The following is a 17,887-nucleotide window of genomic DNA, read 5'->3' on the forward strand; positions in this document are numbered from 1 at the left end:
ACGCTTTAGAATGTCCTTTTTTGGAATGTGGGGCTATAGCTCAGCTGGGAGAGCGCCTGCCTTGCACGCAGGAGGTCAGCAGTTCGATCCTGCTTAGCTCCACCACTTTCCAACCTCTTATTTTTAAATTCAATATTTACTATTTCAAATAAAAATCTCTTGTTTCATTTATCTTGATATAATGCGCTAAAATCCTATTTTTACTGCTTATTATGTCCCCTGAAAAGCAAAGTTTAACGTTTTTACACATTGCCGTATTACTGTTTGGCGGTACTGCTCTATTTGCTAAATTAATTGGCCTAAATGCACTCGACATTACAGTTTATCGCACCGCCATTGCCGCTGTTGCACTCACCGCTTTCTTAATATTAACCAAACAAGCTATTCGACTAAGACAGCTTCGCGATTATGGCATTGCCATAATGCTTGGTATTGTTGTGGGTCTACACTGGGTTACTTACTTTGCAGGTATGCAAATGGCGGGCATTACCATTGGTATTATCGCATTTTTTACCTACCCGGTAATGACGGTATTTATGGAGCCTCTGTTTTCTAAACGGCTACCTCACCTACAAGATGTATTTATTGCCATTATGGTGTTACTCGGTATTTACCTCTTAGTGCCCGAGGCAAATTTAGGCAATCAAGTAACTTTAGGCATTGTCACAGGAGTGTTTTCAGGTTTTTTATTTGCGCTTCGTAATATTTTGCAAAAGCGCTACTTTGTGGGCTATTCAGGGCCGCAAACAATGCTTTATCAAGCGCTAGTTGCCAGCATTATGCTGTGCGCCTTTATTGAAGTGCCGATTAATCAAGTAGCTGAAAACGATCTCTATTTATTATTACTTGTTGGGGTTGTTTTTACTGCAGCACCACATGCGTTTTTTGCAGCTAGTTTAAGGCATTTAAGCGCTAAAACAGCAGGGCTAATTTCTTGCTTGCAACCTCTGTATGCTAGTTTCTTCGCATTTTTACTGCTCAATGAACATATAACCTTAACTACATTAATCGGTGGTACTTTAGTTATCAGTGGCGCTTTTTTTGAAACTTACTTAGTCAACAAACAAGCAAAAGCGACAAAATAACTAACCTGAGCTCGGGTTAAGAAGTTAACTATAGTGAATCAAAAAGAGATCAATCTTGATTGGTTTCAAAGTAATTATGCCGCTTATACTCAAAGCTGTGGTAAGTTAATTGCGAGATAAACTAGCGCACGATTTTGACTAAGTGTGAGAAGGGTTTGGTTTATGAAAGTTTTTGCCCACAGAGGTGCCAGTGGCTTGTATCCTGAAAATACGCGTTCAGCTATTCTTGCCGCTTTAGAGCTTGGAGTTGATGGCATTGAAATCGATATTCAAAGCACATTAGATGGATTTGTAGTTATCCACGACACTTGGTTAGATCGCACCACCAATGGTCAAGGAAAAGTAAATAAACTGAGCACAGCAGAAGTACAGCAGTATGATGCAGGGGAAGGTCAATCAGTCCCCTCTCTTGAACAAGTATTTCATTGGGTTCACGATAACACTTTACTTAATTTGGAACTCAAACACACTTTTGCACTCGATAAATTTGTCACCTTGATAGAGCAAAATGTGCAGTCAGGATTTCTTTCTCGCGAAAATTTATTAATTTCCTCTTTTGATCACCACCAGCTTAAGTGGCTCAAACAGCATTTACCTTGGGTAAAAATTGGCGCATTAACTAGCTCAATCCCCTTGGGCTATTGTGAATTTGCCGAGCGATTAAATGCCTATAGCGTTCATGTTGATAAAAATTTTATTAACCACGAGTATGTTGCTGATGCAAAAGCGAGAAACCTTAAAGTTTTTGCCTATACTGTAGATAAACAGGAAGATATTGAGGACATGATGTCGCTTGGTATTGATGGTATATTTACAAACTACCCATCAAAAGCACAAAACCTCCTCTTGCAAAAATCAATTTAACTCAAGATGTTCATATAAAGAGTTAATTTAGGGGCATTCAATGGACCAAAAAGAACAGCAGAATTTGTTTTGTTTTCGTGAAGAAGCAGCCCGCCTCTTACTTTTATGCAATACACAGTTAGCATTAAGCGTTACACAAAGTGATGGTGATATTTTATCGCTTAGCACTGTTTTTCAGGATCTTGCCGCTATTTGCAACCAATTAGAAAATGAAAAAAGCACTTCGTCGAAATTAGATGACTTGCACCAACAGATCCAGCACAGTGTGAATAATGGCGTTATGGCTTTCCAGTTTTATGATCGATTAACACAACAGTTATCGCATATTCAGCAAACAATGGATCAACTAAGCCATTTAATTCAAGATAGTGAAAACTTAGCCGATGAAGATAAGTGGCATGCGCTACGCACCCATTTAAAAAATAGTTATTCCATGGAGTCTGAGCATCAAATTTATGACGCCATTATGGAAGGTAAAACAAAACAACAAGCACTTGAGATATATCACCATATAGAACAACAACAAGGTGATGATGATATTGAGCTTTTTTAAATGGTAAAGGTCATTTAAGGCATGAAAAATGAGTTCTTTATATATGCAATTATACGAAACAATTGAAAAAACCTTTTTCTTTACATTAACCCGTAAAATCTTTGGCAATTTAAGTTTTCTTTTTGCCTTTCAAGTTATTACTTTAATTTGGCTATATCAAGAACTAGCTGATAATGGCAATATTGATATGAGCTATTGGCTTATCGCGTTAATCAGTATTGGCAGTTTCTTTTTTACCTGCTTTTACATGCATTTTTTAATTGTGCGCCCCGTCAATGCTTTAAAGAAAACACTGACTGATATCAATGAAAAAGGTGCTGATTTAGCAACCCATTTACCCCAGTTTACCTTTGATGAATTTCGTGAACTCAGCGAGCAATACAATACCTTTGTCTCGCGTTTAGAAGCGCTATTAAAACAGGTCTATGAAAAAGCAGAGCTTGCTGAAATGACCAATCAAAATGTAACTAAGTCGATGACTGAAACCAACCGCATTGGTGAAGAACAATTAGCACTTAGTAATACGATTTTTACCGCCAGCGAAGAAGTTAGCCAAAGCCTTAATCAAATTTCGCAAAATACCCAAATGACCTTTGATGCAAATGTGGAAAACTTGAGTAAAGTTCACACCTCGGCCAGTGAAATTGGTAATCTAGTTACCAAAATCCAACGTATGACAGAGCTACTAAGTAGCTTTGCTGACACTGTTGGCGGTTTAAAAGAGAACTCAGATAACATTCGCAAAATTCTCACCATGGTAGAAGAGTTTTCGGATCAAACGAACTTACTTGCACTTAATGCGGCAATTGAAGCTGCACGCGCTGGAGAAGCTGGTCGAGGTTTTGCTGTTGTTGCTGACGAAGTACGCTCGCTTTCAGTAAAAGTAAACGACGCCACACGCCAAATTAATGATTTTATAAATCAAATGAATACACTGGTTAATGAAACCAACAAAGAAACTGAGCAGTTGATTGAGCAATCGAGCAGTGCAGAAAGCTCCATCGCCAGCACCAGTGAAGTATTTAATCAAATGACCGAAGAGTTAGAGAGTAACCAATCGCAACTACAAGAGATTGTTGCAGCGGTGCATCAATTAGAGCATACACAGCAGCAAACCCATTCATCGGTACAGCAAATTGTTGAGCTAGGTTATATCGCGAAAGATAATATCGCCAATGCCAATGAAAATAGCCGCGAGTTACAGTGCCAAACCTCAGACACTAAAAAAGATCTTGAGCAATTTATTTAATTCGATTTGACTGAGAGGGTTATGCCCTCTCCACATCAAATGCAATAACATCAGAAATACGCTTTGCATTAAGCGCTAACATTAATAACCTATCAACCCCTAACGCAACACCTGAACATTGTGGTAAACCATGTGAAAGGGCAGCAAGAAAACGCTCATCAACAGTTACTTCAGCCAAACCCTGCACTTTACGCTTGTTGTTATCATCAATAAAACGTTGGCGCTGCTCATCGGCTTCGGTGAGTTCATCAAACCCATTAGCTAACTCCATACCTTTAAAGTACAGCTCAAATCGTTCTGCAACGCGGTTATCATCCGAGTTTAGTTTTGCCAGTGCCGCTTGAGATGCAGGAAAGTGATAAACAAAACAAGGCGTTTTTTGGCCAATTTTAGGTTCAATGCACATGCAAAATAGCAGCTGCAATAAGGTGTCTTTGTCATTCTCTTGCTCTGCAATATGTTCAAACCCTTGTTGCTTAGCAAGTTGTGATAATTCTTCAATAGATGCTGTTAAAGGGTCGCACGCTAAATGCGTTATAAATGCTTGTTGATACGAGATACGCTCTGCTTTTTCTGAACCCACTACCGCAATCATTAAATCATCTATTTCATCCATTAATTGCGCAGCATTAAACCCGGGGCGATACCATTCAAGCATGGTAAATTCAGGATTGTGATGACGACCCGCTTCTTCATTGCGAAAGGCTTTTGCCAGTTGAAAAATCGCGCCAGACCCCGCAGCTAGCAAACGCTTCATGGCAAATTCAGGCGATGTTTGTAAATAAAGCGGTAGCCCTTTAGCAAAGCCTGGACCAACAAACTGGGTACTAAAACTAGCGAGGTGAATATCGGTTACACTTGCTTGTGAAAGGCTTGGTGTTTCTACTTCCATCACATTTCGTGCATAAAAAAAATCACGAATAGTTTTTAGCAAAGATGCGCGTGCTTTTAAGTTTTCAATCGATGCGCTTGGTTGCCAGTTTATGCTCATTTTTTATCGCCTAAAATAGATCTAAAACAAAAAAATCCCAGCGTTTGCTGGGATTTTCTTTGATTAAATACTTAATCAAAATTACTTTTGTGCACGACCAACGTATTCGCCAGAACGTGTATCCACTTTAACTACTTCGCCAATTTGAACGAATAGAGGAACACGTACTACAGCACCTGTTGTTAGTGTAGCAGGCTTACCACCAGTACCTGCAGTATCACCTTTTAGACCAGGATCTGTGTCTGTGATTTCAAGCTCAACGAAGTTTGGCGGTGTTACAGAAATTGGGTTACCGTTCCACAGTGTGATAGTACAGGTGTTGTTTTCAACTAACCATTTAACGCTTTCGCCAACTGCTTTTTCGTCAGCAGCAACTTGCTCAAATGTTTCATTGTTCATGAAGTGCCAGAATTCACCGTCTGTATATAGGTAATCTAATTCGATATCCATTACGTCAGCAGCTTCAACACTTTCACCTGATTTAAATGTTTTTTCTAACACTTTACCAGAAATTAGCTTACGAACTTTTACACGGTTAAATGCTTGGCCTTTACCCGGTTTTACAACTTCATTTTCAAGAATTGAACAAGGCTCGCCATCTAACATAAATTTTAGGCCGCCCTTGAACTCATTGGTGCTATAATTCGCCATCGTTTCCTCTATCGAATAATTTTTTACATAACTGATCGGCTAATGATACAAAGAATTGAAGCAAATTTGCAGACTAACTGGCAAAAAGAATTAGCAAATGCCGTTTCTGACCCAAAAGCGTTGCTTAAGTTACTGGAAATTGACTCAAAAAATCTCAGTGAAGATATTGCCGCACGCAAACTTTTTGCAATGCGTGTACCGCTTCCTTTTATTGCCCGTATGGAAAAAGGAAACCTTAGCGATCCACTACTTCGTCAAGTTTTACCATTAGCCCAAGAGTTTGAAACTCATCCAGGGTATACCAATGACCCACTTGAAGAGCAGAATAATAGCACTCCGGGGTTATTGCACAAATATAAATCTCGTGTGTTACTGATTTTTCGCGGTGGCTGCGCAATTAATTGCCGCTATTGTTTTCGCAGGCATTTCCCCTACCAAGATAATCACCAAAATAAACAAGGTTTGTTAACTGCGCTTGAGTACATTGCAAAGCACTCTGAAATTAACGAGGTGATACTCAGTGGTGGTGACCCACTCATGGCCAATGATGAAGCGCTCTTTTGGTTTGTTGAGCAGCTAGAAGCGATTAAACACGTTACGCGATTACGTATTCACTCGCGTTTACCTGTGGTAATCCCTGCACGAATTACAGATGCCTTTTTAACTTTACCCACTCACACTCGCTTAAAACTTATTTTGGTTACTCATATCAACCACGCTAATGAGATTGATGAAATATTAACTACCAAATTAAAAGCAGTAAAAAGTGCGGGATACACGCTACTCAATCAAGCGGTGTTATTGAAAGACATCAACGACAGTGCTTTGGCACAAGTTGCTTTATCTGAAAAGCTATTTGAAGCGGATGTATTACCTTATTACCTACACTTATTAGATAAAGTGCAAGGGGCACATCATTTTGCTGTGTCAGATAATGAAGCGGTAAAACTTCACCAGCAGTTATTAGCCGAATTGCCTGGCTTTTTGGTGCCAAAGTTAGTGCGTGAAATTGGGGGTGAAAAGAGTAAAACACCCATTGATTTAGGCATGTATCAATATTAAAGCGCTTTTAAAAGCGAATACATGGTAAGAAGCACACAAAAAAAAGTAAACCCCCACAAAATACTGGGGCTTTACTTCGGGAGCTTAGAAAATAAATCTTAGTTTAATAATAAACTTCGTATGCGCTTAATCTAGCACTACACATACACATCAATATTATTACCTAAGCTTGCAGTTGGCTTACTTGGGCTTGGCAGCGACTGCATGGTTTGCGTTGCAGCTTCAATTAGAGCAAGCGCTGCTTTACCATCTGCCTGTTGCTGACGTTTAGCCAGTGATGCGCTAAGTACTTCAGCACTTTCACTGCTATTCATCGTCGGCAAACTTGCACCTGATATATTCATCATGACCTCACCTGTAAATTAAACTGTGTTACTATATCGGCCAAGTATAGTTAGACTTTAGTAATTTTTTATCATGAATTCGGTTATTTCTGAACTTAATAACAATCTAAAAGTATTATATCGCCAAGCTATTGATGCAGATGGCAAATTAGATGCACTTCAGCAGCAAGGTAAAGGCAAGTTTAAAACCTTATTTAATGACGACAGTGGCTTTTCTATTGAAGCTAAACGTTTTAAACCTTATGTGCTTGAAGTTGCAAGTGAGGTTGAAGTCTTGTCAAATCAAGAAGACATAGACCAAGCATTACTAAAAAGTGTTGTGATTAAAATGCAGCACTTGCATCAGTTATTAGCCAGCTTTAAGTAACTAGCCTATAATTTAAACAGTAATGTTTTTCTTGAGGTTGTTATGTCTGCCGTATCACCCGTTACAGCAGGGAGTGAAATTGCCGTTTCAACAACATCTAAGCTAACGCCTAATAATAACAATGTCGAAAGTGACATTGGACTTACAGGGTTTAGTCAAGACGTGGTTAATATTTCAAAATTGGCAAGAGAAAAACAACAGCAATCTCAACTTTCAACTGAGCAAGAAATCAAGCAGATCCAAACTGATGTGATCCGTGTCACCAGCACAATTGGCCAGTCAAAAGCAGCTGGAAATTTAAGTGAATCACAAGCTGATAAGCTTTATAAAAAAATAGCAGCGCTATTATAGCGCTGCTTTCTTACTTAGTGAGCATTTACTATTGGTAGAAGTTCATTTTCAAACCACTCTGTAATTAAGCGCTTTTCATGCATAAACTCTTCTTCACGACCGCGGCGGATTTTATCCATAAAACCCATATCTTTTAATTCAGCCTCGCCTTTATCAACTACCTTGCCATTAGCATCAGTTAACGCGTAACTAAACTTAATTTTTGGAAAATAAATTGGTTTTACAACACGAATTTCATTAGCACCACCAAACCGAACGTCGCCAGCCAAGTCAATATCATTCACTGTTACACCTAACTTGTACCCTTCTGGTAACTGCTCTGCTAGTTTTTGAAAGTGCTTAGTAAATTGCTTTTCTATGCGCTTATGATATCCACCTCGTGTTTCGTTAGAGGCTCTTACATCAGTAAAGTCGTTAAACTTTCCATAAGTAACACTTGCCTCACCTGCAAATGCTGAAACAGATGACATTGATACAACACTGAATAAAAGTACGTTGACTAATTTCATAAGTTTTCTCCTAGAGAGCTGGCAAGTGCCGCAATGCTACTTGCTTTATCAGTTTATAATTATTATCAATCCTGATGATTAATATACGCTTAACAAAACAAAATTTCATAACTTTAATCAATTAGCATTACATAACAATCTCATTTTTATCGTTTTCATGTAGGAAAAAGTGCTTAATTTGTGAAACGTATTAAACCAACTAAACTTTAGATTATGTCGCATTGAATACACTTTATTACAGATAACGGCGATTGCTGTAGATAATTAAAAGGATATAGTTATGAGTTCGTTATTAATCGTTGAAGACGAGCAGATTGTTGCTTTGAGCCTCAAAATTGAGCTTGAATCTTTGGGCTATCAGGTAGTTGGTATTGCTAATAACGAAAACGAAGCCATCACCCTCTTTAAAGAAAAACAACCCGATCTTGTCCTTATGGATATAAATTTAGAGTCTGGTGGCAGTGGTATTAATGCAGCGAAGCAAATCAACGAAATTAAAAATGTTCCCATAATTTATGTTACTGCTTACGCCAACGATGACATTATAGCCTCAGCAAATACTGCAAATCCTATTGGCTATATTGTTAAGCCCTACAATCTTAGAGAAGTAAGAGCGGTTATTGAAACTGCGCTAAATCGCTTTAAATATGAGGATGAAATAACCTCATCTGAAGCCCGTTTAAGACTTGCTATTGAAGCCGCCAACTTAAATGTATGGGAATATAACCCAGAAACCGAACACCTTGTTTTTACTGGTACCGAAATGCTGCAAAAGTACTTCGGACACTTAAGCCCATTACCATTTCATGAATTTTTAAGCATGGTGCATGAGCAAGACAAGTGGAAAGTAGAATCTTTATTAAAAGACGGGCAAAAGACTAATTACAAAATCAGAATTTATTCCCCTCTAAGCAATGAGCAATATTGGTTTGAGGTATATACCAGCGATATAAAGCTACAAAGTGGCGAAGCCTCAATCGGCGCAATGAAAGATGTGACTGAAACAGAATCCTATATTCGCGAATTAAAGATTTCTAAGTCGGTATTCAGCCATATTGCAGATGGCATAATTGTGCTTGATACAACAGGTAAAATCACTAAAGCCAATCCTGCTTTTTGTAAACTTATTGGCTACCAACTGTCAGATATTATTCAAAAAGATTACCACAATATAATTAAGCGAGAGCGTGCTGACGAAAGCCATAGCATTCCCCTTGATGAGCTTTGCTCCCAGAGAGAAGAAACCTTTAAAACAGCGTCAGGTGAATTATTTTATGCATTAGTAAATGGTCGCTTAATCACACATCATGACCAAAATGATGAGCTGGTTATGATAGTGACAGATATATCCGAACTCAAAATGGCCGAACGAAAATTACAATACCAAGCTTACCGTGATGAACTCACGGGTATGTATAACCGCACCTATATGAACCGTGCATTTGCTAATCCTCACGAGTTTTTTGACTCCGGTAAATTTACTTTAATGTTTATAGATTTAGACTCGTTTAAACTGATAAATGATACTTATGGCCATTCTTACGGTGATGCTATCTTGACCGAGTTTGCCTGGCGTTTAAAACATCTATTTCGCTCATCCGATATTATGATCCGCCACGGTGGTGATGAATTTGTATTAATGCTCGATGGTCAATTATCAAGACAAGATGTTACGCGTATTGCAGAATCAATAAATCACGCAATTGCAGAGCCTTTTAAAGGGCAAGATGTGTCTATTTCACTTACTTGCTCGATTGGTATTGCACAGTGGGATGACAGTATTAAAGATACCGCAGATCTGATGAAACGGGCAGATATTGCAATGTATGCAGCCAAAAATAATGGTAAAAACGAATTTAAATTTTATCAAGACGATATGGGGTGTTCCGCTCAGTATCAACTTTTTTTGGAACAAGGCTTAAAACAAGCGATAGAAAACGATATTTTAGAACTTTGGTTTCAGCCTATTTTTGATCATCAAGGTCAAATCACCAGTGCTGAAGGCTTATGTCGTTGGCGTGATAAAGCAACCGGCTTTATTTCACCCAGTGACTTTATTCCTGTTGCAGAAGCAAGTTGGTTAATTTTCCCTTTAGGCGAGTTAATGCTGCAAAAAACCTGTGATGCAGTTCGGGAAATACACGGCAAAAGTCACAAAAATATTAAGCTTGGACTCAATTTGTCAGCCAAACAACTTTCTAACCCATCATTACCCACTCGATTCAAAGAAATAATTACGAGCAATCAGATTGCTGCAAGCCATATCACGCTAGAAATAACCGAAACAGCGTTAGCTGACTCACCTGCACGCGAAACCATTAGACAATTAAGAAAGATTGGTTTTTCAATCGCCCTTGATGACTTTGGTAGAGGTTATTCATCGCTTGAATTACTGCAGCAGTTTGAATTAGATATTTTAAAAATTGATAAAGTGTTTATTGATGGAATTCCTGAAGACAGCAAAGCCAAAAAAGTGTGCGAGCATATGATTAATCTGAGCAAGTCTCTTGGCTATAAAGTTGTGGTAGAAGGTATTGAATCTGAAAAACAAAGTCATTATTTTGCAAAGGATTCTGAAATTTATCAACAAGGTTTCTACCATGCTAAGCCTTTGTCTCTTGCATCGTTTATAGAGCTATTTGAAGAGCGAGTATTAACTTTTGAGTAGCATCTTAAATATCGCTTAGAACACTAATTAATGTGTGACAAGTCAAACTTAAATTGAAAATGAGAGTATCCACCTATCTCACTTTCCACTTCTATTTTACCATTTGCCTGCTTAGTAAATAAATGGATGAGGGTATGCCCTAGGGAGTTGGCGTTATTAAACTCAGTCAGCTCAAATCCCACACCATTGTCTTTAATTGATAACACCAATTCATTTTCAGACACATTTGCACTAATTGTTACAAGGCCGCCTTCATTTTTATTTGGAAATGCATGCTTTTGAATATTGGTTAGTATTTCATTGATTACAAAACCAATTGGGATCATCATATTAATCGGTAAAAACGTGGGCGTGGTAGGAAGCGCTAACTCAACTTTATATGGCACATGATTAATACCATCCAGCAAGATTAACTGGGCTAATTTGGATATGTACTCTACAAAGTTTATTTTCGAGCTATCTTCTTGCTCGTATAGTAATTGATGTACTAACGCAACCGACCGTATGCGCTGCTGACAAGCCAATAGTTCAGCCCCAGCACTCTCAGGCACATGCTGCTGCTGTAACTTCAGCAAGCTCATTATTACCTGTAAGTTATTTTTAACACGGTGATGTATTTCATTCAGTAACATGCTTTTTTCTTCCAGCATGGAAGACAAACTATCATTCGCAGCAAGCAATTTTGATACATCTGATACAGTCGCTAAATAATTGACTTCAAGATTGTCGACATAACGAGTAATGCATAGCTCAACAGGTAATGCGTGCTCATTATGCTGTAACAGCGCTTGAAATGGCTTAGTAGTGGCATTATGAATTGTTAACTCATCGACTTGTTTGCTAATTTCTTGCTGATCTTGCTCTGCAAACACCTCTATAAAGTTGCAAGGACTTTGCCCATGAGTATACGGAGCCAACATATCGATGGCTTTCGCATTTAACCAGTCAATACGCCCATCTTTTTTAAATAAAATGATGCCTTCAGATACATGATTTACCACTAATTTGAATTTTTCTTGGTTTTCTAGCAATTGCTGCTCAAAGCTTTTCCGCTCACTAATATCATGCGCTGAACAAATAAAGGTACTCGCTGTATCTGTATTGTCGTTTAACCTTGCAATAACTACATCAACAGCAATCTTTTCTCCTAATACTTCAATTTGTCCATCAAAATGCTGCTCCTCGCCTGTTTCTGTCAATTTATTAAGCGCATTTTTAAGGCGTTTAAAAGTTGGCTTATCACTTAGCCATACTCTTGTATTAAAAAGGTTTGAGGTAATTTCACCTTCATGCAAAGCATAGTTTGCCGTAATCACATCCCCTTGTTCATTTACTATTGCCACATACGAAGAAAGGCCTTTAAGAATATTAGTAAAGAAAGCAAGCTCTTGATTAAGAAGTGTTATTTCTCGCATGTCGCGAATAATGCTAATGCTTTGAAACTCATCATTTGCCGCAAAACTGCCGATAGCTATTTGCAGTGGTATCTCTTGTTGGTATTTGTCGACCCCCATTACGCTGCGACGATCCATCATATTTTTAGATTGCGTTCGGTTGGTGAATTCTTTGCGATATTTTTTATGTACTTTATTTAATGAGTGCGACATTAAGTCTTCAATACGCTTCGTATTAAATTCGCTTTGTGAATAACCAAATAAGGTTTGTGCTGCTTTATTAGTAGCCAAAATGTGGCCTTGATTGTCAGCATGAATAATACCGTCAGGAGTAGCATCAAAGAGTTTTGAAAATTTATCAACCGACATATTAAGCTTATTAATATACCAAACAATCAAAGCGGTAAACGCAATAATCGCAACACAAATCAATACCGAAAATGAATAGCTATAAATCAATTGTGTTTCAATATCTTGTAGAAATTTTTGATTCACGCTTCTAACTTTAGGTAATACTTGCTCAACGATATTGTTGACGGCTTCTGATGCAAATGAATCATCTACTTTAACTAATTCATCAAACTCTCTTACCGTAAGTTGACCTGAGTTAGCAAAGTACGTTTCCATATTAAAGTTATATTCAATAAGCGTAGCTTTAAGTACATTTAAGCTTTCAATAACCTCTTCATCTTTCGAAAACTGACTAATATCCTCAATCAACAAAACCGCCTTTGTATAGCTGACTTGTGCGTCTTGATAATATTGCTGCTTTTGGCGTATCACATAATTTTTGAAGTGATGAATAAACCCTGAGTAACCAACAGTGCGCTCAAGTTCATGCAGCTTAATTAACAACTCAGTATTATGGTTAATTGTTTGAGATAGCTCTGCCTGCGCTTGCTTTAATGAATGCGCATCATAAAAGGTTGTGCCAAGGACAAAAATATTACATAACGCAGAAATGAATAGTATAAGGTTTATTTTAAGTGTCTTAGTCATACCACGTTTCCTGAGTATCCGTTTACAAGGCAGTACAACTAATAAGTATTGGTAACTTTATAAATTAAATCAATTTTATCATTTTTAAATATAAAAAAAGCCAGCAATATGTGCTGGCTTTTTTTGACAAGTTGGTAACTTGGGAGATGAATGTCGGGTAAGGAGCAGCTATTACTAGCTACCCCTCCCCTAAGAACCGTACGTGCGAGTTTCCCCGCATACGGCTCAAGCCTTTATAAGTCTATACCGAAGTAAAGACCAGCGACTTTGAAAATATATACAACCTTTCTACATCAAATAGATGTTGCTAATTAACGTATATTATTACCTCTCTTTTGCTTTTCGTGATTATCGATAACCCAATAAATCCCTCCAAACAAAATGATGAAAGATAATGCTAACAAACCCACTACAAGTAATTGAATTTGATCCATTCGCTAAACAACTTTAAAAGGATTATGTCTATTCATAATAGCAAACAAGTATGAACCTACATAAACCCCTCTACAGCCATTTAGTACCCATTAGCATGCAATTGCCTATGACAATTGGGGTGTAACATAACTAAGTTACTCAAGTCATCCGAACCGCCTTTGACCCTTTCCACAATATGATGGATATTCCACCCTGTTTCTTTGGTTATTTTCTGACGGCACATCGGACAACAATGCTTCTGCCTGAGCCAAAGCATCAGCACTTTCCGTTGACCTTGCATTGAATCACGCCAAGCTCGCTCAAGGCGCTGCTCAAAGTATTCTTCAAATGCTAAGTCATACGGGGTTGCTTCCGCTTTTATCTTAGTATGTCGCTTTATTACGGTATCATTGGTATAGATTAATCGCTTATCAAAGCCATCAATCGTCGTACCAGAAAATGTCCAATTTCGCTTACCTACTGTTTTAAAGTACTTTGCTTTAATCCAGCGTTTGCGTCTATTCGCATGGCGTCTACGACACCATTGCCACAACATTTTCCAAACCCGATAATCCACATAATTAAAAGTTTCTTTCGCTACTACATGTCTGTGATAGTTAGCCCAGCCCCGTAACACAGGATTAAGCAGCGCTATCAGCATACTTGCAGTAACGGTTTTGTTACTTGTTACTATGCTTTTGACCTTATGAAGCAAATTACGCAGATTTTTGCGACTCGGCTTAATTAAAAGCTTATCGTTGTACTTACGTAAATTTTGCCCTAAAAAGTCGAACCCCTTATCAATATGTGTAATCACCGTTTTTTCTGGCGATAGCTTTAACCCTCTTTCCGCCATAAAGACTTCAACGAGTGGTTTAACTTCATTTTCTAAAAGATCTTTTGAGATCCCTGTGATAATAAAGTCATCTGCATATCGCACATAATTGACCTTGGTCTTATAGCTGGCTTTAGTATTCTTCTTCCCAAAATGAGATTCTAATACCGCTTCCAAGCCATCAAGCGCCATATTGGCCAACACGGGAGAGATAATCCCTCCCTGTGGTGTTCCAGCATCTGTAGAGTTCAATTTACCAGATTCCATGAATCCCGCTTTTAGCCACTTCCCCAGCACTTTTTTATCCAACGGGATGTTGGTAAGTAACCAGTCGTGACTAATGTTATCGAAGCACCCTTTAATATCGCCCTCTAACACCCATTTAGCAGAATGTTTTCGACTGAGATTAACAAAACATTGCTCAATCGCATCTGCTGTTGAGCGCATTGGGCGAAAGCCGTAGCTGTTTCGATCAGCAGTTGTTTCCGACACAGGCTCTAGCGCTAACAGGTATAAAGCCTGCATTGCTCTGTCGAGCATAGTCGGTATCCCAAGTGGACGGCGTTTGCCATTCGCTTTAGGAATATACACTCGCTTTAACGGTTTAGGCTTATAGCCTTTGCGCGTTAATCGAAACACTGCTCGCCACTTACTTTCAGGTGTACTCCATAACTCCCCATCGACACCAGCAGTCCGTTTGCCACGATTTTCAGTTACTCGTTTAACTGCTAAACATTTAGCCGCAAACGAGCGCACCAACATACGTTGCAGAGCTTTCACCCTACGCCATTGTTTTTGCTTAGTCGCCTTCGCGATCCGTACTTGTAGCTCTCTCACCTTACGTTCAAGTGAATACCAGTCTAAGGTATGCCAACTCGTTGCTTGGTGGGAAAACGCAGGTACAACGAACTTACGTTCTTGACTCATCTTGCTATTCTCCTAAGTTAATTGTTCATCGCTTAGAAGAAGAAAATTAATATACTCCCATTGGGAGAAAATAATTTTCTCCCAATGGGATGAACGCAACTATTGAAAGCTTTACAGGCTTTCACACGATTAAAGACCAGTGAGAAGTCAGCACTGTTTCCAGTTGGGACAAATTTTGAATCCCTATTTAATCCATTACAGATTAACATTCGCTTTTTCTCACTTCCTTTACCCACTAACTCCACAGCTTCTCTTACGATCAGCCTGCCACAAAGGCAAGTTATTGGGCTTACCGAGTTCCACTTTGATGACAAAGTTGGGTTAGGTTCTACAAATCCACCGGTGATCACATATCAGCGTACTCCCAGATGTAAAAGGAGTAACTAATCACATACCTTTTGGTTTAAGCGTTACAATGACGTTTCGCTTATTGCGGTTGACGGTGTTTATAAGTAGTTCACATACGTTAACCATACCAACTAGCCTAGCCCCGTAATGAGTTGTCATTACTCATTACCACTAATTCCTCACGGTTTTAGTGCTGATATAGAGGTACATTGTCAGGTAGCTTCGCACGAACGGATTACTCCACACGCACTAACCCTAGGCTACTGTTAGCTGAATAACAGGTCTGATCATTGGCGATTTGCCAGACAATCATCAAAGCAGCTTCTATCGCTGCGCATATTGATAGGCTTATAAATAAACCTAAGTGAATGAAGCCAACTAAATTAATAGTTGGCTCATTTAGATTGAAGCTAGGTTAACTGACAAAACAATCATCCTGATCATTATACAGTTAGAGCATACACATAGAGTGTTAACCTAAAGTGCTCTTAGGTGGCTTTAAAGGTTTCGCCAACCTTTAAAGCAAGGACCACAACCCATTAATATATTTTATTATATCAACAAGTTACGGTAGCACAGCACGACTCTCGTCGCACTACATCATGCCGCCCATGCCACCCATGCCACCCATACCGCCCATATCTGGTGCAGCAGGAGCATCTTGAGGAATTTCAGCAACCATTGCTTCAGTAGTGATCATAAGACCAGCAATTGATGCTGCGAATTGTAATGCCGAACGCGTTACTTTTGTTGGGTCAAGAATACCCATTTCAATCATATCGTTGTATTCGCCAGTTGCAGCGTTATAACCGTAGTTACCTTCACCTGCTTTAACCGCGTTTACAACTACTGATGCTTCATCACCTGCGTTAGAAACGATTTGACGAAGTGGCGCTTCCATTGCACGAAGTGCAACTTTAATACCGTGGTTTTGGTCTTCGTTGTCACCTGTTAGGCTTTCGATTTTGCTAGCAACACGTACTAGTGCAACACCACCACCTGGTACAACACCTTCTTCAACCGCTGCGCGAGTTGCATGTAATGCATCTTCTACGCGGTCTTTCTTCTCTTTCATTTCAACTTCAGTCGCAGCACCTACTTTGATAACTGCAACACCACCAGCTAGTTTAGCTTGGCGCTCTTGAAGCTTTTCTTTGTCGTAGTCTGACGTTGCTTCTTCGATTTGTGCTTTGATTTGGTTAACACGTGCGTCAATTGCGCCTTGCTCACCAACACCATCGATAATTGTTGTGTCATCTTTAGTGATAACTACACGCTTCGCTGAACCTAAATCTTCAAGCTGTGCTTTTTCTAGGTCTAGACCCACTTCTTCAGAGATTACTGTGCCGCCAGTTAGAATTGCGATGTCTTGTAACATTGCTTTACGACGGTCACCAAAACCAGGTGCTTTAACCGCTGCAACTTTCACGATACCGCGCATGTTGTTAACAACTAATGTTGCTAGCGCTTCGCCTTCTAGGTCTTCAGCAATAATTAGTAGTGGCTTGCTTGCTTTTGCAACTGCTTCAAGTGTTGGTAGAAGCTCACGAATATTAGATACTTTTTTGTCTACAAGTAGAATAAATGGGCTATCTAGTTCAACTACACCTTTCTCAGCATTGTTGATGAAATATGGTGATAAGTAACCGCGGTCAAACTGCATCCCTTCAACAACATCTAGTTCGTTTTCAAGTGCTTGACCGTCTTCAACAGTGATAACACCTGACTCACGACCAACGCGCTCCATTGCATTTGCAATGATGTCGCCGATTTCTGTGTCTGAGTTAGCTGAAATAGTACCAACTTGTGCAATTGCTTTTGTGTCTGCACACGGAACAGATAGCGCTTTAAGCTCTTCAACCGCCGCAGCCACAGCCTTATCAATACCGCGCTTAAGGTCCATTGGGTTCATACCCGCTGCAACTGACTTAAGACCTTCGTTTACGATTGATTGTGCAAGTACAGTTGCTGTCGTTGTACCGTCACCTGCTGCATCATTTGCTTTAGATGCAACTTCTTTAACCATTTGTGCACCCATGTTTTCGAACTTGTCTTCAAGTTCGATTTCTTTCGCAACTGATACACCATCTTTAGTGATTACTGGAGAGCCGAATGACTTGTCTAAAACAACGTTACGGCCTTTTGGACCTAAAGTAACTTTAACTGCATCTGCTAATACATTTACACCCGCAAGCATTTTAGCGCGAGCATCACCTGCAAAACGTACGTCTTTTGCTGCCATGATTTAATTCCTTAAAATTCTGTTAAAACCGATA

At 39.1% G+C, this 17,887-nt stretch carries 15 protein-coding genes and 1 tRNA gene; 9 read left to right on the forward strand and 7 right to left on the reverse strand.

Annotated features, from left to right (window positions below):
* Window positions 1–29: 29 nt before the first annotated feature.
* From ON073_RS11995 to ON073_RS12015, 5 genes are all read left to right on the forward strand, one after another.
* Window positions 30–105: transfer RNA gene (locus ON073_RS11995), tRNA-Ala, on the forward strand.
* A gap of 107 nt (window positions 106–212) precedes the next feature.
* Complete coding sequence (locus ON073_RS12000; protein ID WP_274762115.1) at window positions 213–1,085, forward strand: DMT family transporter; 873 nt, start codon at window positions 213–215, stop codon at window positions 1,083–1,085.
* 162 nt (window positions 1,086–1,247) lie between these two features.
* Window positions 1,248–1,949, forward strand: a complete 702-nt coding sequence (locus ON073_RS12005; RefSeq protein ID WP_274762116.1) for a glycerophosphodiester phosphodiesterase — start codon at window positions 1,248–1,250, stop codon at window positions 1,947–1,949.
* Window positions 1,950–1,989: 40 nt separating this feature from the next.
* Window positions 1,990–2,502: a hypothetical protein gene (locus ON073_RS12010; protein WP_274762117.1), complete on the forward strand. Its 513-nt coding sequence runs from the start codon at window positions 1,990–1,992 to the stop codon at window positions 2,500–2,502.
* A gap of 28 nt (window positions 2,503–2,530) precedes the next feature.
* Window positions 2,531–3,751, forward strand: a complete 1,221-nt coding sequence (locus ON073_RS12015; RefSeq protein ID WP_274762118.1) for a methyl-accepting chemotaxis protein — start codon at window positions 2,531–2,533, stop codon at window positions 3,749–3,751.
* A gap of 19 nt (window positions 3,752–3,770) precedes the next feature.
* Here the strand turns inward: ON073_RS12015 and epmA are convergent, their stop codons facing one another.
* Both epmA and efp read right to left on the reverse strand, forming a co-directional pair.
* Complete coding sequence (epmA, locus tag ON073_RS12020) at window positions 3,771–4,742, reverse strand: elongation factor P--(R)-beta-lysine ligase (protein ID WP_274762119.1); 972 nt, start codon at window positions 4,740–4,742, stop codon at window positions 3,771–3,773.
* An 81-nt stretch (window positions 4,743–4,823) separates the two neighbouring features.
* Entirely contained in the window at window positions 4,824–5,393 is a 570-nt protein-coding gene (gene efp / locus ON073_RS12025) for an elongation factor P (RefSeq protein ID WP_274762120.1), read from the reverse strand.
* A 42-nt stretch (window positions 5,394–5,435) separates the two neighbouring features.
* Between efp and epmB the strand changes: the two genes are divergently transcribed.
* Window positions 5,436–6,455 carry an EF-P beta-lysylation protein EpmB gene (gene epmB / locus ON073_RS12030; RefSeq protein WP_274762121.1) on the forward strand — a complete coding sequence of 340 codons (1,020 nt, stop codon included), beginning with the start codon at window positions 5,436–5,438 and terminating at the stop codon, window positions 6,453–6,455.
* Window positions 6,456–6,592: 137 nt separating this feature from the next.
* Here the strand turns inward: epmB and ON073_RS12035 are convergent, their stop codons facing one another.
* The gene (locus ON073_RS12035; RefSeq protein ID WP_274762148.1) at window positions 6,593–6,799 is read right to left on the reverse strand and encodes a hypothetical protein; all 207 of its coding nucleotides are present in this window, start codon (window positions 6,797–6,799) and stop codon (window positions 6,593–6,595) included.
* A gap of 73 nt (window positions 6,800–6,872) precedes the next feature.
* Here ON073_RS12035 and ON073_RS12040 point away from each other — a divergent pair, with 73 nt between their 5' ends.
* Entirely contained in the window at window positions 6,873–7,166 is a 294-nt protein-coding gene (locus ON073_RS12040; protein WP_274762122.1) for a prephenate dehydrogenase, read from the forward strand.
* 42 nt (window positions 7,167–7,208) lie between these two features.
* Window positions 7,209–7,517, forward strand: coding sequence for a hypothetical protein (locus ON073_RS12045; protein ID WP_274762123.1), 309 nt, complete (start codon window positions 7,209–7,211; stop codon window positions 7,515–7,517).
* Between the two features lie 14 nt (window positions 7,518–7,531).
* Here ON073_RS12045 and ON073_RS12050 read toward each other — a convergent pair whose 3' ends face one another.
* On the reverse strand, window positions 7,532–8,026 hold the full coding sequence (locus ON073_RS12050) for a DUF3016 domain-containing protein (RefSeq protein WP_274762124.1): 495 nt from the start codon (window positions 8,024–8,026) through the stop codon (window positions 7,532–7,534).
* Between the two features lie 280 nt (window positions 8,027–8,306).
* On the opposite strand from ON073_RS12050, the gene ON073_RS12055 reads away from it, so the two are divergent.
* The gene (locus ON073_RS12055) at window positions 8,307–10,694 is read left to right on the forward strand and encodes a GGDEF domain-containing response regulator (RefSeq protein ID WP_274762125.1); all 2,388 of its coding nucleotides are present in this window, start codon (window positions 8,307–8,309) and stop codon (window positions 10,692–10,694) included.
* A 23-nt stretch (window positions 10,695–10,717) separates the two neighbouring features.
* Here ON073_RS12055 and ON073_RS12060 read toward each other — a convergent pair whose 3' ends face one another.
* The 3 genes from ON073_RS12060 to groL form a co-directional block, all read right to left on the reverse strand.
* Window positions 10,718–13,087, reverse strand: coding sequence for a histidine kinase dimerization/phosphoacceptor domain -containing protein (locus ON073_RS12060; RefSeq protein ID WP_274762126.1), 2,370 nt, complete (start codon window positions 13,085–13,087; stop codon window positions 10,718–10,720).
* A 514-nt stretch (window positions 13,088–13,601) separates the two neighbouring features.
* Window positions 13,602–15,263: a group II intron reverse transcriptase/maturase gene (ltrA, locus tag ON073_RS12065; RefSeq protein ID WP_274762127.1), complete on the reverse strand. Its 1,662-nt coding sequence runs from the start codon at window positions 15,261–15,263 to the stop codon at window positions 13,602–13,604.
* A 943-nt stretch (window positions 15,264–16,206) separates the two neighbouring features.
* Entirely contained in the window at window positions 16,207–17,853 is a 1,647-nt protein-coding gene (gene groL, locus ON073_RS12070; protein WP_274762128.1) for a chaperonin GroEL, read from the reverse strand.
* Window positions 17,854–17,887: the final 34 nt, after the last annotated feature.

Source organism: Pseudoalteromonas sp. G4, from assembly GCF_028875915.1.
GTDB lineage: Bacteria > Pseudomonadota > Gammaproteobacteria > Enterobacterales > Alteromonadaceae > Pseudoalteromonas.

What these genes read in the sequence shown, in the direction of transcription:
- ON073_RS12000 (WP_274762115.1), top strand. Translation starts at nt 213, where the DNA reads ATGTCCCCTGAAAAGCAAAGTTTAACGTTTTTACACATTGCCGTATTA.
- ON073_RS12005 (WP_274762116.1), top strand. Translation starts at nt 1,248, where the DNA reads ATGAAAGTTTTTGCCCACAGAGGTGCCAGTGGCTTGTATCCTGAAAAT.
- ON073_RS12010 (WP_274762117.1), top strand. Translation starts at nt 1,990, where the DNA reads ATGGACCAAAAAGAACAGCAGAATTTGTTTTGTTTTCGTGAAGAAGCA.
- ON073_RS12015 (WP_274762118.1), top strand. Translation starts at nt 2,531, where the DNA reads ATGAGTTCTTTATATATGCAATTATACGAAACAATTGAAAAAACCTTT.
- epmA (WP_274762119.1), bottom strand. Translation starts at nt 4,742, where the DNA reads ATGAGCATAAACTGGCAACCAAGCGCATCGATTGAAAACTTAAAAGCA.
- efp (WP_274762120.1), bottom strand. Translation starts at nt 5,393, where the DNA reads ATGGCGAATTATAGCACCAATGAGTTCAAGGGCGGCCTAAAATTTATG.
- epmB (WP_274762121.1), top strand. Translation starts at nt 5,436, where the DNA reads ATGATACAAAGAATTGAAGCAAATTTGCAGACTAACTGGCAAAAAGAA.
- ON073_RS12035 (WP_274762148.1), bottom strand. Translation starts at nt 6,799, where the DNA reads ATGAATATATCAGGTGCAAGTTTGCCGACGATGAATAGCAGTGAAAGT.
- ON073_RS12040 (WP_274762122.1), top strand. Translation starts at nt 6,873, where the DNA reads ATGAATTCGGTTATTTCTGAACTTAATAACAATCTAAAAGTATTATAT.
- ON073_RS12045 (WP_274762123.1), top strand. Translation starts at nt 7,209, where the DNA reads ATGTCTGCCGTATCACCCGTTACAGCAGGGAGTGAAATTGCCGTTTCA.
- ON073_RS12050 (WP_274762124.1), bottom strand. Translation starts at nt 8,026, where the DNA reads ATGAAATTAGTCAACGTACTTTTATTCAGTGTTGTATCAATGTCATCT.
- ON073_RS12055 (WP_274762125.1), top strand. Translation starts at nt 8,307, where the DNA reads ATGAGTTCGTTATTAATCGTTGAAGACGAGCAGATTGTTGCTTTGAGC.
- ON073_RS12060 (WP_274762126.1), bottom strand. Translation starts at nt 13,087, where the DNA reads ATGACTAAGACACTTAAAATAAACCTTATACTATTCATTTCTGCGTTA.
- ltrA (WP_274762127.1), bottom strand. Translation starts at nt 15,263, where the DNA reads ATGAGTCAAGAACGTAAGTTCGTTGTACCTGCGTTTTCCCACCAAGCA.
- groL (WP_274762128.1), bottom strand. Translation starts at nt 17,853, where the DNA reads ATGGCAGCAAAAGACGTACGTTTTGCAGGTGATGCTCGCGCTAAAATG.